The sequence below is a fragment of the Arthrobacter pigmenti genome, assembly GCF_011927905.1.
Classification (GTDB): domain Bacteria; phylum Actinomycetota; class Actinomycetes; order Actinomycetales; family Micrococcaceae; genus Arthrobacter_D; species Arthrobacter_D pigmenti.
In genome coordinates, this window is record NZ_JAATJL010000001.1 from 1534652 (window position 1) to 1552997 (window position 18346).

At 64.0% G+C, this 18346-nt stretch carries 20 protein-coding genes; 11 read left to right on the plus strand and 9 right to left on the minus strand.

Annotated features, from left to right (window positions below; all coding sequences use genetic code 11):
• Positions 1-27: 27 nt before the first annotated feature.
• Positions 28-357: a metal-sulfur cluster assembly factor gene (locus BJ994_RS07000; RefSeq protein WP_167992850.1), complete on the plus strand. Its 330-nt coding sequence runs from the start codon at positions 28-30 to the stop codon at positions 355-357.
• Between the two features lie 55 nt (positions 358-412).
• Here the strand turns inward: BJ994_RS07000 and BJ994_RS07005 are convergent, their stop codons facing one another.
• Positions 413-940, minus strand: a complete 528-nt coding sequence (locus BJ994_RS07005; protein WP_167992852.1) for an O-acetyl-ADP-ribose deacetylase — start codon at positions 938-940, stop codon at positions 413-415.
• A 103-nt stretch (positions 941-1043) separates the two neighbouring features.
• Here BJ994_RS07005 and BJ994_RS07010 point away from each other — a divergent pair, with 103 nt between their 5' ends.
• Together BJ994_RS07010 and BJ994_RS07015 are read left to right on the plus strand one after the other, a co-directional pair.
• Positions 1044-2435: an AMP-binding protein gene (locus tag BJ994_RS07010; protein ID WP_167992855.1), complete on the plus strand. Its 1392-nt coding sequence runs from the start codon at positions 1044-1046 to the stop codon at positions 2433-2435.
• Entirely contained in the window at positions 2419-3591 is a 1173-nt protein-coding gene (locus BJ994_RS07015) for a thiolase family protein (RefSeq protein ID WP_167992857.1), read from the plus strand. Before BJ994_RS07010 ends, BJ994_RS07015 begins: the two co-directional genes overlap by 17 nt.
• A 12-nt stretch (positions 3592-3603) precedes the next feature.
• On the opposite strand, the gene BJ994_RS07020 is transcribed toward BJ994_RS07015, so the two are convergent.
• Genes BJ994_RS07020 through BJ994_RS07030 form a run of 3 tightly spaced genes read right to left on the minus strand, consistent with a single transcriptional unit; the run spans position 3604 to position 5602 of the window.
• Complete coding sequence (locus tag BJ994_RS07020; RefSeq protein ID WP_342450313.1) at positions 3604-4251, minus strand: energy-coupling factor transporter transmembrane component T family protein; 648 nt, start codon at positions 4249-4251, stop codon at positions 3604-3606.
• An 8-nt stretch (positions 4252-4259) separates the two neighbouring features.
• Entirely contained in the window at positions 4260-4970 is a 711-nt protein-coding gene (locus BJ994_RS07025) for an energy-coupling factor ABC transporter ATP-binding protein (protein ID WP_167992860.1), read from the minus strand.
• Positions 4967-5602, minus strand: coding sequence for a biotin transporter BioY (locus BJ994_RS07030; protein ID WP_167992861.1), 636 nt, complete (start codon positions 5600-5602; stop codon positions 4967-4969). The genes BJ994_RS07025 and BJ994_RS07030 overlap by 4 nt, the downstream gene beginning before the upstream one ends.
• Before the next feature lie 176 nt (positions 5603-5778).
• Between BJ994_RS07030 and BJ994_RS07035 the strand changes: the two genes are divergently transcribed.
• A complete protein-coding gene (locus tag BJ994_RS07035; RefSeq protein WP_167992862.1) occupies positions 5779-7377 on the plus strand; it encodes an ATP-binding cassette domain-containing protein in 1599 nt (532 codons plus the stop codon).
• Positions 7378-7387: 10 nt separating this feature from the next.
• Here BJ994_RS07035 and BJ994_RS07040 read toward each other — a convergent pair whose 3' ends face one another.
• From BJ994_RS07040 to BJ994_RS07050, 3 genes are read right to left on the minus strand one after another with little or no spacing between them, the layout of a single operon-like run.
• Positions 7388-8218 carry an SURF1 family cytochrome oxidase biogenesis protein gene (locus tag BJ994_RS07040; protein WP_167992863.1) on the minus strand — a complete coding sequence of 277 codons (831 nt, stop codon included), beginning with the start codon at positions 8216-8218 and terminating at the stop codon, positions 7388-7390.
• 1 nt (position 8219) lies between these two features.
• Entirely contained in the window at positions 8220-8465 is a 246-nt protein-coding gene (locus tag BJ994_RS07045) for a hypothetical protein (RefSeq protein WP_167992864.1), read from the minus strand.
• Positions 8462-8902 (minus strand): DUF3099 domain-containing protein, encoded by a 441-nt coding sequence (locus BJ994_RS07050; RefSeq protein ID WP_167992866.1) that lies wholly within the window; start codon positions 8900-8902, stop codon positions 8462-8464. Before BJ994_RS07050 ends, BJ994_RS07045 begins: the two co-directional genes overlap by 4 nt.
• A gap of 122 nt (positions 8903-9024) precedes the next feature.
• Between BJ994_RS07050 and fabG the strand changes: the two genes are divergently transcribed.
• Together fabG and BJ994_RS07060 are read left to right on the plus strand one after the other, a co-directional pair.
• The gene (gene fabG / locus BJ994_RS07055; protein ID WP_167992868.1) at positions 9025-9768 is read left to right on the plus strand and encodes a 3-oxoacyl-ACP reductase FabG; all 744 of its coding nucleotides are present in this window, start codon (positions 9025-9027) and stop codon (positions 9766-9768) included.
• Between the two features lie 69 nt (positions 9769-9837).
• Positions 9838-10581, plus strand: a complete 744-nt coding sequence (locus BJ994_RS07060; protein ID WP_167992870.1) for an SDR family oxidoreductase — start codon at positions 9838-9840, stop codon at positions 10579-10581.
• A gap of 83 nt (positions 10582-10664) precedes the next feature.
• On the opposite strand, the gene serB is transcribed toward BJ994_RS07060, so the two are convergent.
• Positions 10665-11546, minus strand: coding sequence for a phosphoserine phosphatase SerB (gene serB, locus BJ994_RS07065; RefSeq protein ID WP_167992871.1), 882 nt, complete (start codon positions 11544-11546; stop codon positions 10665-10667).
• Positions 11547-11713: 167 nt separating this feature from the next.
• On the opposite strand from serB, the gene BJ994_RS07070 reads away from it, so the two are divergent.
• The 5 genes from BJ994_RS07070 to lplAB all read left to right on the plus strand — a co-directional run bounded on the left by BJ994_RS07070 (position 11714) and on the right by lplAB (position 15685).
• Positions 11714-12502 (plus strand): ABC transporter ATP-binding protein, encoded by a 789-nt coding sequence (locus tag BJ994_RS07070; RefSeq protein WP_167992872.1) that lies wholly within the window; start codon positions 11714-11716, stop codon positions 12500-12502.
• 17 nt (positions 12503-12519) lie between these two features.
• Positions 12520-13296: a TSUP family transporter gene (locus BJ994_RS07075; protein WP_167992873.1), complete on the plus strand. Its 777-nt coding sequence runs from the start codon at positions 12520-12522 to the stop codon at positions 13294-13296.
• Position 13297: 1 nt separating this feature from the next.
• Entirely contained in the window at positions 13298-14107 is an 810-nt protein-coding gene (locus BJ994_RS07080; protein WP_167992874.1) for a TrmH family RNA methyltransferase, read from the plus strand.
• Positions 14108-14240: 133 nt separating this feature from the next.
• Positions 14241-14495 (plus strand): type B 50S ribosomal protein L31, encoded by a 255-nt coding sequence (locus tag BJ994_RS07085; RefSeq protein WP_167992875.1) that lies wholly within the window; start codon positions 14241-14243, stop codon positions 14493-14495.
• Positions 14496-14611: 116 nt separating this feature from the next.
• Complete coding sequence (gene lplAB, locus BJ994_RS07090) at positions 14612-15685, plus strand: lipoate-protein ligase LplAB (protein WP_167992877.1); 1074 nt, start codon at positions 14612-14614, stop codon at positions 15683-15685.
• Between the two features lie 11 nt (positions 15686-15696).
• On the opposite strand, the gene pepN is transcribed toward lplAB, so the two are convergent.
• On the minus strand, positions 15697-18321 hold the full coding sequence (gene pepN, locus BJ994_RS07095) for an aminopeptidase N (RefSeq protein WP_167992878.1): 2625 nt from the start codon (positions 18319-18321) through the stop codon (positions 15697-15699).
• Positions 18322-18346 lie beyond the last annotated feature (25 nt).

Here is an 18346-nt window from a genome sequence, read left to right on the forward strand (position 1 = left end):
ACCTCCGGCGGAAGAGAGGCACCTGAGATGAGCGATACAAACACAGCGCAGACGTCCCTGGACGACGTCGAAGAGTCGCTGAAGGATGTCATCGACCCGGAGCTCGGCGTGAATATCGTCGACCTCGGCCTGCTGTACGGGCTGAAGTACGCCGACGACGGCGCGCTCCTGATCGACATGACCTTGACCACGGCAGCCTGCCCGCTCACCGACGTGATCGAGGAGCAGGTCGGCCAGTCGCTCGACGGCCTCGTGGACGACTGGCGGCTGAATTGGGTCTGGATGCCCCCGTGGGGCCCGGAGAAGATCACCGAAGACGGCCGTGACCAGATGCGGGCGCTCGGCTTCAACATCTAGCGTTCACGAGAGAAGGCGGCAGGCACAGTGCCTGCCGCCTTTTCCATGTGCGGGTTCACGTGCGGATCTCATCATGGACGCGCTGGAAAATCTCAGCCAACCGCTCCGAGAACAGGACGAACGTGACCTCCCGGACGCCGCCGTCGTACTTCCGCACAGCACCGAGCCCAAGCCGGGCAACCGTCTCCGGGTCCCACCCGTAGATCCCCGCGCTGATTGCCGGGAAGGCGACTGACCTGGCACCGACGTCGTCCGCGATGGCCAGGCTGCGCCGGAAGCATGACTCCAGCAGCGCCGGCTCCGTCTGCCCGGCGTGCCGGTTGGGTCCGACGGTATGAATGACCCAGGCTGTCCGAAGCTCAAAGCCGGGCGTGGCGACAGCCTCGCCTACCGGAAGGCCGTCCGGTAGCGCGTCTTCGCGAATTGACCGGCACGCCTTCAGTAATTCCGGACCTGCCGCCGCATGAATGGCGCCGTCAACGCCGCCGCCGCCCAGCAGCGACGAATTGGCGGCGTTGACAATGGCATCCACGTCCATAGCGGTGATATCGCCTTCAATGATTCTGATATTGGGCGCGCTCATGGCATCCGCCGTCCGGATGCTGGCTGGAAACAGAACTGGACCGGCGCTGAAATCATTCGCACAGGTTAGTACATTGGACGTACCGCCAGAAGAGAAAGCCGCCATGCCCTTCATCAACCGCCTCCTGTCCTGGGCGGACGCCGAGCCCGTGCGTCCCGCCGTCGTTGTGGGTGAACGCACGCTTTCCTACGGCGAACTGGCGGCAAGGGCAGCGGAGTATTCCCCGCCCGAGGTCCCGATGATCGCCCTGGAACCTGCTGACCCCATCGTCTTTGCCGTTGCGCTGGCCGCCGTTGTGGGCCGCGGCCGGTGTGCGGTAGTCCTTGACCCGGCGTGGCCTGCAGCTGTGCGTATGCGGATTCTGACGGAGTTGCAGCTTGGCGATGCTTCGCTGGCAGGCCCGGGGCAAGCGAGCGCCGGAACCGCGCTTGCTGACGGGGCCGAGGATTCACTGTTCTACTGCGGGTTCACGTCCGGGACTACCGGTGTACCGAAAGCGTTTGTCCGGACGGTCGGATCCTGGTCGCGTTCGCTTGAACGCAGCGTGGCATACTTCGGTCTCGCGCCGGGCTCCCGGGTCTTCGCTCCGGGTCCCTTGTCCGCGAGTCTCAGCCTGTACGCACTGGCCGAGTCGCTGTTCGCCGGTGCCACTTTTCACGCACTGGACAGCAGACCGGAGCCGCTGACCGGTGCACGCATGGGGGAGGTACTCCGGTCCGAACGCATCGAGCACTTCGTGGGCGTTCCGGCAGCGCTGCGGCTCGGGTTGCAGCGCGCTGCGGGTGCCCTTCCTGACCTGCAGTGTGTCGTATCCGGCGGATCCAAGCTGTCCGATGCGGAGACAGCCTTGATCCGCGAGGCCGCGCCGCAAGCCCGAATCTTCGAGTATTACGGTGCCTCCGAACTGAGCCTCGTGACGGCGAAGCGGCTCGGAGCGCTGCGCACCAATGACGTCGGGATGCCGTTTCCCGGCGTTCAGCTGAGGATTCAGGACAGCGGGACGGACGAGCACGGGACCGTGTGGGTGCGGACCGATACGGCGATCGAGGGCTACCTGTCCGGTGATGACGGGCTCGCCTTTCAGCGCAAAGGGGACTGGGTCACGGTAGGCGATCAGGGCTGGATTGATGACGCCGGTGCGTTGCACCTGACTGGCCGGCGCGCCGACATGGTGGTGAGCGCGGGCACGAATGTCTACCCCACAGAGGTGGAGCTGGCTCTGGCCGCAGCCGGGTATCCCCTTGCCGTCGCATTCGGAGTGCCGGACCCGCAGCGCGGCTCATCGATTGCCGCAGTGATCGAGGTGGGCACCGATACGTCGATCGACGGCGCGAGGATCCGCGAGCAGCTGCGGGCCACACTTTCGGCAGCCAAGGTGCCGCGCGCGCTGTACCGAACCGCCCGCATCCCCGTGACGGCGGCCGGCAAACCGGACCGTGTCGGCCTGCGCAACCTGATTCTCGCGGGGGACGGTGCCCTTGAACGCATCCGATAGCGCCCGGCCGGAGTCGCGCCGCGCCGTCGTCGTTCTCGCACGGCGGTCACCGTTTGGCCGACTGGCCGGGGCGTTCCGGAACCTCGAGGCGCATGATCTGTTGGCGCCGGTGCTGGCTGCATCGGCCCGGGAGTCGGGAGTGGAGCCGCATGAGGTGGATGACGTCATCATCGGGAACGCAACCGGCGGCGGCGGGAACGTTGCCCGTCTCGCTGCGCTCACGGCCGGCTTTCCCGCCAGCGTTCCCGGACTCACCGTGGACCGGCAATGTGCCTCCGGCCTGGATGCGGTGGTGCTCGCCTGCAGGTTAGTGGAAGCGGGCGCGGGAACCTGGTTCCTGGCCGGCGGCGTGGAGAGTTGCAGCACTGCACCCTTGCGGGCGAGGCGTCTGACGTCCGCGGCTGGCGCGCCGGACTTCTACGCCCGGGCGCGGCTCGCTCCCGATTCCCACGGCGACCCCGACGCGGGCCAGGCAGCCGAGAATGTCGCAAATCGCTACGGCGTCGACCGCGCCTCCCAGGATCGCTACGCCCTGCAGAGCCACAACCGTACTGCAGCCGCAAGGGGAGCCATGGCGGCGGAAATTGTCCCCGTGGCGGGCCACAGCACTGACGAAACGCCCCGTCGCAACATGACCGCAGCATTTTTGTCCCGGTTCATGCCCGCTTTCGATCCGGTGGGCAGCGTAACCGCGGGCAATTCCTGCGCCGACGCCGACGGCGCGGTTGTCATCACGGTCACCACCCTTGAAGTGGCACGGGCTCGCGGGTTCGAGACCGTGCTGGAGTTCGCCGGGTCTGCCGCGGCGGGTGGGGAGACGGCTCTCTTCGGCACCGCCGGCGCCCACGCTGTAGGGAAGCTGCTCCCTGCCCTCCGACTGGAACCGGCGGATGTATCAACGTGGGAGTTCAATGAGGCTTTCGCCGCGCAGGTACTGGCGTCGGCGCAGCTGATGCAGGTGGGGCCGCAGTTCCTCAACCGGAATGGAGGGGCGCTCGCTTATGGTCACCCGTACGGAGCGTCCGGGGCGATGCTGGTCGCCAACCTCCTGCGCCAGAGAGCCCAGAGCGAGTACGACGACGGCTGGTCGGTCGCCGCTGTCAGTGCGGCCGGCGGGGTGGGAACCGCTGCGGCGTTCCGCACTGTCCGGCTCTAGCACCGGAGGCAACTAGCGCGTATCGCCTTCGTCGTCGTCGTCGTACTCGGACTTTGCGTCGCCAAGACCGCGCGCCGCCAGCGCCTCGCCGGTCTGCTGCGCGTAGGCGACCGCGCCGATGAAAACGGGCAGGATCAATGCACGGGGATTTCGTTCAAGCCCCCTGGCGCGTGCTGCGTCGCGGGCGTCCCCGGCCGACCCCACCAGAACGGGAATACTCCGGAGCATCAGGGAGACGGTGAGGCCGAACCGTTCCGGATCCGCGCCGAGGAACCGTAGCGGCCGCGCCAGGGAGACCAGGCCGTCCAGGATGCGGTGACTCTCGGTGGTAAGGGTGATCAGCAGGGCAGCGAGTACGCAGACAACGATGTTTCCCACCACGAGGAAGGCCGCGAGCGCCCCGGCGGTGACCACCTGGAATGCTCCGAGGATGAGGATCAGCGGCCACATCCTTGCAAGCGGACCGAGCATAAGTTTGAGCGAGAGGCGCGCGCCCGCTGTGTAGGCCACAGTTACGATTCCCAGGGCAGCGAGGGTCATCCACCATGCGTTCAGCACCAGCACCGTTACGGACAGCGCGGCAACGGCAAGGAACTTGCCCCAGAGCGGGGCAGCATGAAGGAGCGAACGCCGCTGGACGTACGAGCCCAGCAGGCTCACGTGCCCCCTCACTGCCGCCCGTCCGCTGCGGAGCTGCTCAGGCTGAGTTCCCGGTAGGCGGCTACGGCATCGGAGGGCGCGCCGTCGTACACGATCCGTCCGGCGTCGACCACCAGTGTCCGATCCGCGTCGAGGGCGAAATCGAGCGAATGGGTGGTGAAAATGACCTGTTGGTCGAGCTGGCGGAAAAGCTGCCGCACGCGGTCTTCATTGCGAAGGTCGAGCAGGGTGGTTGGTTCATCGGCGACAAGGACACTCGGGTCACATGCAAGCACCGTGGCGAGCCCAAGGAGTTGCCGTTCACCGCCGGAGAGGTCATAAACACTCTGGTCGGCAAGATGGCCCAGGTTGAACCTGCCCAACACCTCCTCCGCCGCAGCCCGCCGCTCGGCCGGCTGACGATGACGACGGCGAAGGGAGAGTTCGATGTCTTCCCGCCCGGTCGGCATGATCAGCTGGGAGAGGGGATCGGTGAACATGAACCCAACCCGGGCGCGCACAGCCGAGCCGCGACGGCCCGTATCCAGCCCGTCAACGCGGACCCGTCCGGCGCTGGGAAGTACCAGCCCATTGATCAGTTTCAACAGAGTGGATTTTCCGGATCCGTTGGCCCCGATCACGCTGATGCGGCGTTCGGTAAGCGCGAGCTGCAGCGGGTGAAGGATAGTGCGTAACGCCGGCTCGTCGGCCTGAACGGTGGCGTCGTCAAACTCGATCATCGCGTACCGGCGGCGCGGCCCTGGAGCCGGGGGAACGCCTTCACAACGCTCAAGCCGATAGCCGCGGCTGCCAGGTTCTTGAGGATGTCGCCGGGCAGAAAAACGACGTCGGCGGCGACGGCAGCCGGTAGATCGAGTTTCGCGTTCACCATCATTCCGACGATCCCCAGAGGATGGGTGATCAGCAGGCTGGTGACGGTGCAAGCTACAAAAAGGGCGAGGAACTTCAGGCGTCCGATCCTGCGGAAGATGAGGCGGGCCAGGAAACCTATAGCCATGGCCGCAAGGGGGAAAGCGATGATGTATCCGGCCGACGGTCCAAACAGGATTCCGATGCCGCCACGAAACTGGCTGAAGATGGGGAGCCCGGCGAGTCCGACGGCGACGTAGAGTCCGAGTGCTGCACCCGCGCGCCAGGGCCCCAGGACGATTCCGGTCACCATGATCGCCAGCGTTTGCAGGGTTATGGGCACCCCGACCTGACCCACTGGGATAGCGGGTAGGATGGCACTGGTGGCCACGACGGCCGCGAAGACCGCGATCAGCGAGAGATCGGTTGCGTTCCAGGACCTGCGGGCAGACTTCACAGTCTCGGTGGGGGAGGACCGCGGAATCTGGTTCGTCTGCTGCATCGTGAAGCTTTCTGTTAGATCTATACAACGGTGGGCTGCTACCTTCCGAGATTAGTGCGGAAAGAAGTGAAGTCCTTTGTAGGTTTCCTACAACATTGACCTCCGTTAGGGACGTTCGGCATCAGGTGCCGTCCACATCCGAAGAAGATGCCAAAGAATGGGAAAGGCCGAGCCACGTGATTTCCGTGTCGAATCTTGAATTGCGCGCGGGCGCGAGGCTGCTTATGGACGAGGTGTCCTTCCGGATCGACCGTGGGGACAAAATAGGGCTCGTCGGGCGCAACGGTGCAGGTAAGACGACGCTGACCCGCGTCCTGGCAGGTGAGGGACTCCCTGCGTCCGGCACGGTCAGCAGCAACGGAGAGATCGGCTACCTCCCCCAGGACCCGCGCACGCCGAACATGGATCAGCTTGCACGCGATCGGATTCTCTCCGCACGCAATCTTGACGTCGTCGTCGGGAAGCTGCGCGAGACACAGGAGCTGATGGCGAGCGATGATCCTGCAGTACGCGACAAGGCAATGGGCCGCTATGACCGGCTCGAGGCCGAGTTCCTCGCCCACGGCGGGTACGCCGCGGAAGCCGAGGCGGCAGCCATCTCCTCGAACCTCGCGCTTCCCGAGCGCATACTGAACCAGCCGCTCAAAACCCTGTCCGGGGGCCAGCGGCGGCGTGTGGAGCTGGCCCGCATCCTCTACTCCGGTGCCGAGACGATGCTCCTTGACGAGCCGACCAACCACCTCGACGCCGACTCCATCACCTGGCTGAGGGACTTCCTGAAGAATCACCAGGGCGGCCTGATCGTCATCAGCCACGATGTAGAGCTCCTCGAGGCGACCGTGAACAAGGTGTTCCACCTGGACGCCAACCGGACCACCATCGATCTCTACAACATGGGTTGGAAACGGTACATTCAGCAGCGCGAGACCGACGAACGGGCCCGCAAGCGCGAGCGCGCGAACACCGAGAAGAAGGCCCAGGTTCTCATGGACCAGGCCAACAAGATGCGGGCGAAGGCCACTAAAGCAGTAGCTGCCCAGAACATGGCCAAGCGCGCTGAGCGCATGCTTTCGGGTCTTGATGCCGTGCGTGCCCAGGACAGGGTAGCTGCACTTCGTTTCCCGGAACCTGCCCCGTGTGGCCGTACCCCGATGACGGCTGAGGGCCTGAGCAAGTCCTATGGATCGCTGGAGATCTTCACGGATGTGGACCTTGCGATAGATCGTGGTTCGAAGGTTGTCATCCTTGGACTGAACGGCGCGGGCAAAACCACGCTACTGAGGATGCTGGCGGGAGTCGACTCACCCGACACCGGGCGGATCGTTCCCGGTCACGGCCTCAAAGTCGGTTACTACGCCCAGGAACACGAAACACTGGACACGGAGCGCACAGTCCTGGAAAACATGCGCTCGGCAGCTCCGGACATGCGCGATGCCGAGGTCCGTGGCGTCCTCGGGTCCTTCCTGTTCTCGGGGGATGACGTCGACAAGCCTGCCGGGGTCCTCTCCGGCGGCGAGAAGACGAGGCTTGCCCTGGCGACGATCGTTGCTTCGTCGGCCAACGTCCTGCTGCTCGATGAGCCCACGAACAACCTGGACCCTGCCAGCCGCGAGGAGATCCTGGGCGCGCTCCGGAACTACTCCGGCGCCGTCGTACTGGTCAGCCATGACGAAGGCGCTGTCGACGCGCTCAACCCCGAGCGTGTGGTCCTGCTGCCCGATGGCGTCGAGGATCTCTGGAACGACGATTACCTGGAACTGGTAACGCTGGCCTGACCCCTTCGCCCTAGAGACCCTGGGCGTCGAGGATGGCGTCTTCTTCCTGCTCGGCTGTTGGGCGACGGCGCACGCGTTCTGGGCGAGCATCGTGGATGCTCTGCCCCTCCTCCAGATGGTCAATGCGGTACTGCTGGCGCGCGGCATACCCGAGTCCCACGAAGAGCAGCACTCCGAAGGCAAACCACTGCATCGAGTAGGACAGGTGCGGGCCCAGATCGATCGTAGGTTTTGCGGGAGCGACCGGCGCTGTTGCCGGCGCGGGTGTTTCACTTGCCAGCAGGCCGTAGGCAGCACTCTGGAGGGGATAGCCGACCTGCTCCTGATAGGCCGGAAGGTTGATCGACGCGAGCTGCCCGGATGGCGCGGAACGGTCCAGAGCCGGTTCTCCCGGCCGGATGCGCGCGGTGACCGTAACCTCGCCCTCGGGAGCCGGCGGAACGGTGTCCGGGCGTCCCGCCTCTTCATTGCCGATGGGAAGCCACCCGCGATTGATGACGACGGCGGTCCCGTCGCCCAGCATCAGCGGAACCAGGACCTCATATCCCGGCCGACCGTTGAGGGGGCGATTGCGGACGATGCGCTGGTTGGCGGAGTCGTAGACCCCGGTCAGCGTGACAGGCGTCCACTCCCTGGCCTCCTCGAAGGAGTTGAACAACCCGGGCGTGTAGGGAATGGGCGGCTGGTCGTAATTCGCCTGCACGGTGTTCACCGTCGCAGCAGCCTGATCGCGGCGGTCCAGCTGCCATAAGCCAAGGGCAGAGCAGGCGGCTGCCAGGACGAGAACCAGCGCCAACCAGCCGAACCAGCGCGGCGTCGCGAGATATTTGAGGAGTACCACGTTACTTCCGGACACCTTCCAGCGGCACGGTCTGCTTCCAGAGGCCGCGTGTAGTGAGGTAGTCCTCCAACCAGCCGCGGTGTTCCGCGCACGCGAGCCACACCTTTCGGCGGTCAGGCGTATGAATTCGGGGATTGTTCCACAGCAGTTGCCAGGAGGCGTTTTGCCGGCAGGCCTTTCGCGAACACATGGGTTGTTCCGGGCCCGGAGCAGGTGCCGTACCAGAGAGCTGGTCGAAGATACTCACGATTGCTCCTTTCCGTCCTGTCCGGTATGCGTTCCGGGTTGCGTCTGCTGCATGTCTGGTTCCTGCGTCTCCTGCTCCTGGACTACCTCGCCCTGCAGCGTGACCGGGCCATCCTCCCGGGTCCCGGCGACGGGCGCTTCCAGTTCGGGAGCGGGTGCCCGGTCCAACAGAGCTTCGCTGTGCGCGAGGTTACTGGTGTCACTACCTCCGTTGGCGATGATCACCGCGAAATACGGCAGAAAAACTGCCCCGGCGATCATGACCCACTGCAGCCAGCCCTCAACCACGAACACCAGGATGAGGCAGACCATGCGGATCCCCATCGACAGTGAGTACTTGATCATCCGCTGGCGCATCTCATCGCTGTGCGCCTCACGGGCATCACTGATGTTATGGATTTCCGGGCGGCGTTTCGACTGATGGTTCAGCTTGATCATCACTCTCCAAGGGACTCTTCCATTGTCTCACTCAGCCTCCCGTTGTTAAAGTTCACGGGCTGCCACGGCAAGACCGATAGGATCGAACAGGGGAAACGACCGGAACAACTAAAGGAACATTCGTGCAGGATCAGAACACCGCGGCTACACCTACAACGACGGCAGGCCGTAGCGTCCTGGTCACCGGCGGCAACCGGGGAATTGGTCTTGCCATCGCGCAGTCGTTCCTTGCTGCGGGCGACAAGGTAGCCATCACATACCGCAGCGGCGAGGTACCCGAGGGGATGCTCGGTGTCCGGGCGGACGTCACTAGTTCCGAAGAGATCGACACGGCGTTCCGTGAGGTTGAGGAGGCTCACGGCCCTGTGGAGGTACTCGTGGCCAACGCGGGCATCACACGCGACACCCTGCTCCTGCGGATGAGCGAAGAAGATTTCACCGACGTCATCGACACGAACCTGACCGGATCTTTCAGGGTCATCAAGCGGGCATCCCGTGGAATGCTCCGCCTGCGCAAGGGACGGGTCATTCTGATCTCGTCAGTGACGGGACTTTATGGTTCACCGGGCCAGATCAACTACTCCGCATCCAAGGCAGGACTGGTCGGAATCGCCCGCTCCCTGACCAGGGAGCTCGGCTCGCGGGGTATTACGGCCAACGTCGTGGCTCCTGGGTTCATCAACACAGACATGACGGCTGCCCTCCCGGAGGAGACGCAGAAAAACTACCTCTCGTCCATCCCGGCCGGACGGTTCGCAGAAGCCACCGAGGTAGCCAACGTCGTGCGCTGGGTCGCCAGCGACGAAGCGGCGTACATCTCGGGAGCCGTGATCCCGGTCGACGGCGGCCTCGGCATGGGCCACTGACCGGCCCCGCAACCTATCACCGGTCCTGACCCGGTATTGAGCTAGAACAATCTGAGGAGAAAACTTTCTATGGGTGCACTGGATGGCACAAAGGCAATCGTCACGGGCTCATCGCGCGGAATCGGAGCGGAGGTGGCGCGTCTACTGGCGGAGGACGGCGCCGCCGTCGTCGTCAATTACCGCCAGAAGGCGCCGCGCGCCAATAGGGTGGTCGCCGGGATCGAGGCTGCCGGTGGGCAAGCGCTCGCCGTGGGCGCTGATCTGACAGCCCCGGAGGGCACCAAGGCGCTCGTGGACGCGGCCGTTGAGAACTTCGGGGGCCTGAACCTGCTCGTGCTCAACGCGTCCGGCGGGATGGAAGCCGGATTGGGTGACGATTACGCGCTGAAGCTCAATCGGGACGCCCAGGTCGGCATGCTGAACGCCGCCATCGAGGTAATGCCTGCCGGCTCACGCGTGGTCTTCATCACGAGCCACCAGGCGCACTTCATTAACTCCGTGGAAACCATGGATGCCTACGAGCCGGTCGCGCGAAGCAAGCGTGCGGGTGAAGACGCGCTGAGAGAATTGATCCCGGCCCTGACCGAGCGCGGTATCAGCTTCGTTGTCGTCTCGGGTGACATGATCGAGGGAACCGTGACCGCAACCCTCCTGGATCGTGCTGCTCCGGGCGCCATCGAGGCACGGAGGCAGGAAGCCGGCCGGCTGTATTCCGTCGAGGAGTTCGCTGCCGAGATCTTCAAGATGGTCAGCGCGGACGTACCGACGGGCCACACCGAGTACGTCGGCGGGGCAGAACACTTCACCCGCTGACGGGTTCATCTGGTTGGGCCGATCGCGGTTGCGCCCAAACTACCTGAATGCTCGAGATCCTGAATGCTGTCACTGACTGAACGCTAAAGCGTGACGAAGTGCCGCACAACGTCCAGGTACTGAAAGTCGACGGCGACATCCGCGGCCGAACGCACGGCGGGCTTGGCATTGAACGCAACACCGAGGCCGGCCGCGGCCAGCATGTCGAGGTCATTCGCTCCATCTCCGACGGCGATCGTCCGGTCCAGGGGAATCCCGGCGGCTTCCGCCCAGGCCCGCAGGCACCTCGCCTTCTCAGCCCGGTCCACCACTGGGCCGATCACCGTTCCCGTCAGAGTGCCGGCATCGACACCGAGAAGGTTTGCCTTGGAATGCGTCAACTGCAGCCGCGCCGCCAGTGGTTCGAGGATCTGGCTGAATCCGCCCGACACCACCGCAACGACGTGACCGGACTCCAGGAACGCCTCAACAAGGTGCTCCGCTCCGTCGCTGAGCTCGATTCGCGTCCCCACATCGCTGATCACCTCTTCCTCAAGTCCCGCCAGCACGGCGACTCGCGCATGCAGGCTCTGCGCGAAGTCCAGCTCGCCGCGCATCGCTGATTCCGTGACGGCAGCGACTTCCGCTTCCCGACCGGCATGGGCAGCCAGCAACTCAATGACTTCCTGCTTGATCAACGTTGAGTCGACATCCATGATGAGCAGCTTGGTTTCCTTTCCCAGAAGGGAAGGAGGGACAACGGCGATCCCCGTATGCTCGCTGACGAGCGGAGCGACCGCCCGGCGAAGCTCCTCTAAGGCGCCGTCAAAGCTGACGGTGAGGTTTGCGACAGAGTAGCGGTCGTCGTCGTGCGTTTCCTCACGGACGACGACGGCGCCAGCCTCCCCAAGTGCGCGGCGAACTTCCTTACGGCGGGTATCCTCCGACCGGGCGCCGAAACTGACCACCCTGAATGTCTCAGTCACGTGCCGTTGAGCCTTTCCTCGATCCACCAGTCACCTGCCCATTATGGGTGTCCGATCCACGCCGCGGGAAACGCGTGACAGGGCCCGCAACATCGTCCGCTGCCGCACGCTTCCGCCTGATGTTCTGGTTAACGTCGAAGGCAGCTCTTGGCCTAATGTCTAGTGTCATGAGTGATGTTCTGGAACTCTCCGGGGTGAGCATCGTCCGCGGTGGAAAAACACTGCTGGACGGCGTTGACTGGCAAGTCGCCGAGGGCGAGCGCTGGGTGGTCATGGGCCCCAACGGTGCGGGCAAAACTACTCTCCTGCAGATCGCCGGGGCGCGCATCCATCCCACCCAGGGGGTAGCGGGCATCCTCGACGAAGTCATGGGCGCTGTGGATGTTTTCGAGCTGCGTCCCCGGATCGGCCTGGCGTCGGCGTCGCTGGCGTCCCAGATTCCTGAGCATGAGACGGTTCTCAACGTAGTGGTGACGGCGTCCTATGGCGTAACCGGGCGCTGGCGCGAGCAGTACGAAAGGCTTGATGAGCGCCGGGCCTTCCGGCTCCTCGACGCCTGGGGCGTAGCCACCTTCATGAACAGGCCCTTCGCGTCGCTGAGTGAGGGCGAGCGAAAGCGCGTGCAGATCGCGCGTGCACTCATGGCGGATCCGGAACTGCTCCTCCTCGATGAACCGGCAGCGGGCCTCGACCTGGCCGGCAGGGAAGACCTCATCGCGCGGTTGAGCGAACTTGCAGCGGATGAGGAATCGCCGGCGATCGTCCTGGTGACCCACCACCTTGAGGAAGTCCCGCCTGGCTTCACGCACGCCATGCTCCTGAAGGACGGGGCAGTGGTGGCTGCAGGACCGATCGGGGAAGTACTCGTTGAAGAACACCTGAGCGCCGCTTTCGATACACCGCTTGAGGTAACGCTGCGTGATGGCCGCTACAGCGCCGTCGCACGTGCCCAGTAGCCGCCGGCTGTAACACTGTGGACTTGCTGCGCGATGCGCTCATCCTGCTGGGTGGGCTATGGGCTGGAACGATCAACACCATTGTCGGCTCCGGAACCCTTGTCACTTTCCCCATCCTGCTGGCACTCGGCTATGCACCCGTGACCGCCACCATCAGCAATGCAATGGGGTTGGTGGCAGGCGGTGTATCGGGTGCCTGGGGGTACCGGAAGGAACTTAAAGGCAACGGGCGGACACTCGCCAGACTCTTGCCTGCTTCAATTCTTGGCGGCATGGCCGGAGCGGCGTTGCTGCTGAATCTGCCCGAAAGCGTCTTCGGGATCGTGGCGCCCTTCCTCATCGTGGTCGCCCTCGGGTTCGTCATCTTTCAGCCGAAGCTCCAGCGCTGGGTACGTCGCAGAGCGGAGGAGAAACCCACAACAAGGTCCCATCCCATAGCGCTGACCGTCCTTGTATTCCTTGCTGGAGTGTACGGCGGGTACTTCGTTGCGGCCCAGGGGATTCTGTTGGTCGGAATCCTCGGTGTCTTCCTTCACGGTTCCATGCAGGCCGCCAACGCCATGAAGAATGTGTTGGCGCTTGCGGTGAACCTGATCGCGGCGGTCTCCTACATGATTTTCGCCTTCGACAGGATCGACTGGTGGGTTGTCCTGCTGATCGCACTGGGCTCCCTCGCCGGCGGGTTCATCGGGTCGTCGGTGGGCAGGCGCCTCTCCCCGGTTGTTCTCCGGACCGTGATCGTGATTCTTGGACTGGTGGCCTTGTACACGATGATTGCCCGACTGGTGGGCTGAAGTGGCGATTGAGTGGCTGAGAACAGCGGCGGATCCGCGGGTGGGTGATTACACCCGCCTCACCGACACCCAGCTTCGGCGGAGGCTTGAGCCGGCGCAGGGTTTGTACATTGCCGAAAGCACCAAGGTCCTCCGCCGGGCGGTCGACGCCGGACACACCCCGCGGTCCTTCTTCCTCACCGACAAGTGGCTACCGGACCTTGAGGACATCTTCGCCCGCTTCCCGGATGTCCCCGCCTACATCGGAACGGAAGCCGTCCTTGAACAGATAACAGGGTTCCACCTGCACAGGGGTGCGCTGGCTGCAATGAACCGACCCGCGCCGGTCCAACTGGAGGAGGTACTGCGCAGCGCCCGCCGCGTTGCTGTCCTTGAGGACATGGTTGATCACACGAACCTTGGCGCAGTTTTCCGCTCAGCAGCGGCGCTCGGCGTTGACGCCGTCCTGGTGACGCCGCGCTGCGCGGACCCGCTGTACCGGCGGTCGATCAGGGTGAGCATGGGCACTGTGTTCCAAGTGCCGTGGGTCCGGCTGGAGTCCTGGCCCGAAGCTATCGGGGTACTTCAGGCGCACGGATTTCTCGTTGCGGCACTGGCGCTGGAGCCCGGAGGTGTTGACCTGCAGGAATTGTCCGGGCGGAATCCCGACCACCTTGCGCTGATCCTGGGCACGGAGGGCGACGGCCTGTTGCCGGCCACCCTGGAGCGTGCCGACCTCACCGTCCGGATTCCGATGAGTCCCGTAGTGGATTCGCTCAACGTCGCGGCCGCCGGTGCAGTTGCCTTCTGGGAGTGCCGACTACGCCGCTGAAAGCCAGCGGACCGGGACGTCAGTTTTAGCGCATTCGGTATCGTTGCGATAGAGTTGGTTGCTGGCCTGCGGGCCGAAAACTTTCAAGCTCCCGGTGCCTGGCAAAATCCAGGCAACTACAGAAGGTAATACTGTGAAGTCTGATATCCACCCCAAGTACTCGGCAGTCGTTTTCCGCGACCTCGCCTCTGAGAAGTCGTTCCTCACCCGGTCCACCGTCACGTCGAATAAGACTGTGGAGTGGGAAGACGGCAACACCTACCCGCTGGTAGAGGTGGAAATCTCTTCGGAGTCGCACCCGTTCTACACCGGCAAGCAGCGCATCATGGACTCCGCTGGCCGCGTTGAGCGCTTCAACCAGCGCTTCAAGGGCTTCGGCAAGAAGTAGTCCAGGCCGCAGTTCTTTTGCTGAACCCGAACCGGAATGCCGGTTCGGGTTCAGTGGTTTAAGGCAACAGAGTGATCGAGCGGGTTCAAGCAGCGCAGCGGATACGGAGGTAGCGCATGGAGCAGGAGGCAGCAGCACAGCGTCATGGCGAGTACAAGGTGCCGGGAGGAAAGTTGGTGGTGGCCGACGTCGACGTCGTTGATGGCAGGTTCACCAACGTTTCGGTGAACGGTGATTTCTTCCTTGAACCCGATGAGGCCCTCGACGATATCAATGCCGCCATCCAGGGTCTGCCTGCCGAGGCGTCGCACAGCGAACTAACCGGGTCTATCCGGAACCGGCTGCGCCCGGATGCTCAGATGCTCGGATTTTCGCCGGAATCAGTGGCGACCGCCGTCCGGCGCGCGTTAGGCAAGGCATCCGCCTGGACGGACCACCGCTGGGAGATCATTGGCCCAACTCCCTTGTCCACCGCCATGCACGTGGCGATGGACGAAGTCCTCACCCGCGAGGTGGGTGAGGGACGCCGCAGTCCCACCCTGCGCTTCTGGGAGTGGGAGAGCCCGTCGGTCGTCATCGGCAGTTTCCAGTCCGTGCGCAACGAGGTCGACGACGACGGCGTCCTCCGCCACGGCGTGAGCGTGGTCCGTCGCATCAGCGGCGGGGGAGCGATGTTCATGGAACACGGCAACGCCATCACCTACTCGCTGTACGTTCCGCAGTCCCTGGTAGACGGGCTGAGCTTTGCGGATTCGTATCCTTTCCTCGACGAGTGGGTGATGGAAGGATTGAAGAAGCTCGGCATCACGGCTTGGTATCAGCCGCTGAACGACATTGCGACGGACCTCGGCAAGATCGGTGGTGCGGCACAGAAGCGGCTGAGTAATGGCGGCCTGCTTCACCACGTCACCATGTCCTACGACATCGACGCGGACAAGATGCTGCAGGTGCTGCGGATCGGCCGCGAAAAACTTTCCGACAAGGGCATCAAAAGCGCGAAGAAGCGGGTGGATCCGTTGCGCCGCCAGACAGGCCTCTCCCGCGAGGAGATCATCCGGGTCCTCAGCGATACGTTCCGGGAACGCTACGGCGCGGTGGATGGAACGTTCAGTTCCGAGGAATTATCCGCCGCTGAAGCGCTGGTAGGCAGCAAGTTCGGAACGCCCGAGTGGCTCTACCGGGTCCCCTGACAACCTGTCACTTATCCCACCTCGGCCGGTTTCATGGCGGCGGCTTGCGCGCGCAGCGCGCGCAACAGGTGGTCCCGCTCCTCGATCACGATGCGTCGCAGGGAGAGCGGGGCGTCGGCGTGTTCGCTGAGCCATGAATCGGTCATCGCAATCACGGAGTTGTTCTCAGGAACAGCGCCCTGCTCCAGATCCTGTTCGCCCGGGTAAAGACCTCGTACGATGCGCGCGGACATCTCGATCGGAAAACTGGTCCACACCCGCTGGATCTCATCGAAGTAGGGACGTAGATACGGTTCGTGCAGTTCCGCCGGTCCTTCGCGGAAACCGGAGATGGTGGCGCTGAGGAGTTCGTTTGACAGGCGGTCGCCGAAGATCACTTCCTTCCAGGCCTTGGCCTTGACTGTCTCATCGGGGACGGCTGTGCAGGCGGTAGTGAATCCGGTTCGTCCCGAGGCTGTGTGGTCGCGTTGCAGGGCGGCTTCCAGCTCGTCGATGGTTGCCAGGTTCTGTGCAGCCAGTCCCTGCCACAGCTGCCAGCCCAGCTCGTCGTCGATGACCAGGCCATTGAGGACGCGCGTCCCGTCAAGCAGTCCGCGCAGCAATCCCGAATGCGTACGGGTTTTCCGCGACGTTGACGCCAGCGCACGGGCCCACACGAGCTGATGATCTGTTCCCGGCTCGGCTTCCTCCAGCCCGCGAACCAGACAATCAGCAAGCCGCTCGCGCAGCTCACTACGGTCATGCGCCGGCGCATACTGCTCGACGGCGTGGCGAGCGTTCTGCAGCAGCTGGGTGAGGACGCCCACGCCCTGTTCCCTTGGAGCAACGCGCTCGACGGCACCGAGATAGTCTTCGGCGTTCAGTAGCGCATCGCGGGTTGAGGACCACAGCGCAGCAAGGCAGATGGCGCGTGCGAGTGGCTCCTCGAGCCTGTCGGCAGATGAAAGCAGGGTGGCAACAGAGCGCTCGTCGAAGACCAGCTTGGCGTAGGTGAGGTCGTCGTCGTTGATGAGCAGAAGATCCGGTTGGACGTGTCCGGTGAGGGCCGGAACCTTGGTGCGGTCGCCGTCGACGACCAGCTCGTGGGAAGCCGTGCGCAACAACCTGCCGTTCTCGTCGAAAGAGTACAGCCCGAGCCGGATGCTGTGCGGCCGGGGAGCCTGGTGACCGGTGACCGGATCGACCGCCTGCTGGAGGATCGAGACTGAGGTGTAGGCGCCGTCGTCGTCGGTCGTGACCTCTGCAGTCAGCTGCGGCACACCGGAGGTCTGCAGCCAGCGCTGCGCCCAGTCGGACATGTCCCTTCCCGAGGCGGCGGTCAGCGCCCCGAGGAGGTCGTCGAGCGTGGTGTTCGAGAACGCGTGGTCGCGGAAGTAGGACCGCGCTGCGGTGGTAAAGGCGTCGAAACCGGCGTAGGCGACCAGTTGCTTCAGGACGGACGCGCCCTTTGCGTAGGTAATGCCGTCGAAGTTGAGTTTGGCTGCTTCGAGATCCGGGATATCCGCGACGATGGGGTGCGTGGAGGGCAGTTGGTCCTGTAGGTAGGCCCAGGCCTTCCGCCTGTTGGCGAACGTGATCCAGGACGTTTCCGAACCCATCGCTTCGGCTACGGCAAGGGCGCCCGAGAAGTCGGCGAAGGACTCCTTGAGCCAGAGATCGTTCCACCAGGTCATGGTCACCAGATCGCCGAACCACATGTGCGCCATCTCGTGCATGATTGTGTTGTCACGCGACTCGTACTGCGCGTGGGTGGCGCGGGACCGGAAGACATAGGACTCCGTGAAGGTCACCAGCCCCGGGTTCTCCATGGCACCGAGGTTGTACTCGGGTACGAATGCCTGGTCATACTTCCCGAACGGGTAGGGGTATTTGAAGAGATCGTGGAAGTACGTCAGGCCGCGCCGCGTTGTCTCGAAGATTCGTTCAGCATCCAGGTTCTCCGCCAGGGAACGGCGGCAGTAGGTTGCCAGCGGGATTCGCAGTACGTCGCCGTCGCCGACAATTCCCGTCCACTCATCACGCGTGACCGCGTATGGGCCAGCCAACACGGTGGTGATGTAGGTCGAGATGCGCATCGTCGGCTCGAAGTGCCTGGTGGCGGTGCCGTCGTCGTGTCGGTCCAGCCCGCATTCCGCGGCGTTCGAGGCGACGGACCACGCCTCCGCCGCCCGTACATGGAAGGTGAAGGGCGCTTTGAGGTCCGGCTGCTCAAAGCAGGCGAAAACCCGGCGGGCGTCCGCGGGTTCGTATTGCGTGTAAAGGTAGGTTTCGCCGTCGGCGGGGTCCTGGAACCGGTGCATTCCTTCACCGCTGCGGCTGTAGAGGGCGATGCCCTCGATCACGACGGTATTGTGCGCCGCGAGGTCTTCAAAGGTGATTCGGGCGCCGGATACAACCTTATCCACGTCGAGGGCAATCCCGTTGTGGGTGACGCTCTCCACTCCGCCGTGGATGAAATCGAGAAAGGTCTCAGCGCCTGCCCTGGAGCATTCGAAGGTCACCACTGACCTTGAGGGGAAGCCGAGGGATCGTGCATCCCGTGCGTTGCTGAGGTCCAGGCTTACGTCGTATCCCAGGACGTTGATGATGGCGGACCGGCTTGCCGCTTCGTCGCGACGGAGATTCTCGTTATGCACCGGCCCATTCAATCACGACGGCGCC

Coding starts and splice junctions, on each gene's coding strand:
- BJ994_RS07000 (WP_167992850.1), top strand. CDS start 28: ATGAGCGATACAAACACAGCGCAGACGTCCCTGGACGACGTCGAAGAG.
- lplAB (WP_167992877.1), top strand. CDS start 14,612: ATGGAGCAGGAGGCAGCAGCACAGCGTCATGGCGAGTACAAGGTGCCG.
- BJ994_RS07060 (WP_167992870.1), top strand. CDS start 9,838: ATGGGTGCACTGGATGGCACAAAGGCAATCGTCACGGGCTCATCGCGC.
- BJ994_RS07025 (WP_167992860.1), bottom strand. CDS start 4,970: ATGATCGAGTTTGACGACGCCACCGTTCAGGCCGACGAGCCGGCGTTA.
- BJ994_RS07070 (WP_167992872.1), top strand. CDS start 11,714: ATGAGTGATGTTCTGGAACTCTCCGGGGTGAGCATCGTCCGCGGTGGA.
- BJ994_RS07005 (WP_167992852.1), bottom strand. CDS start 940: ATGAGCGCGCCCAATATCAGAATCATTGAAGGCGATATCACCGCTATG.
- BJ994_RS07030 (WP_167992861.1), bottom strand. CDS start 5,602: ATGCAGCAGACGAACCAGATTCCGCGGTCCTCCCCCACCGAGACTGTG.
- BJ994_RS07010 (WP_167992855.1), top strand. CDS start 1,044: ATGCCCTTCATCAACCGCCTCCTGTCCTGGGCGGACGCCGAGCCCGTG.
- BJ994_RS07050 (WP_167992866.1), bottom strand. CDS start 8,902: ATGATCAAGCTGAACCATCAGTCGAAACGCCGCCCGGAAATCCATAAC.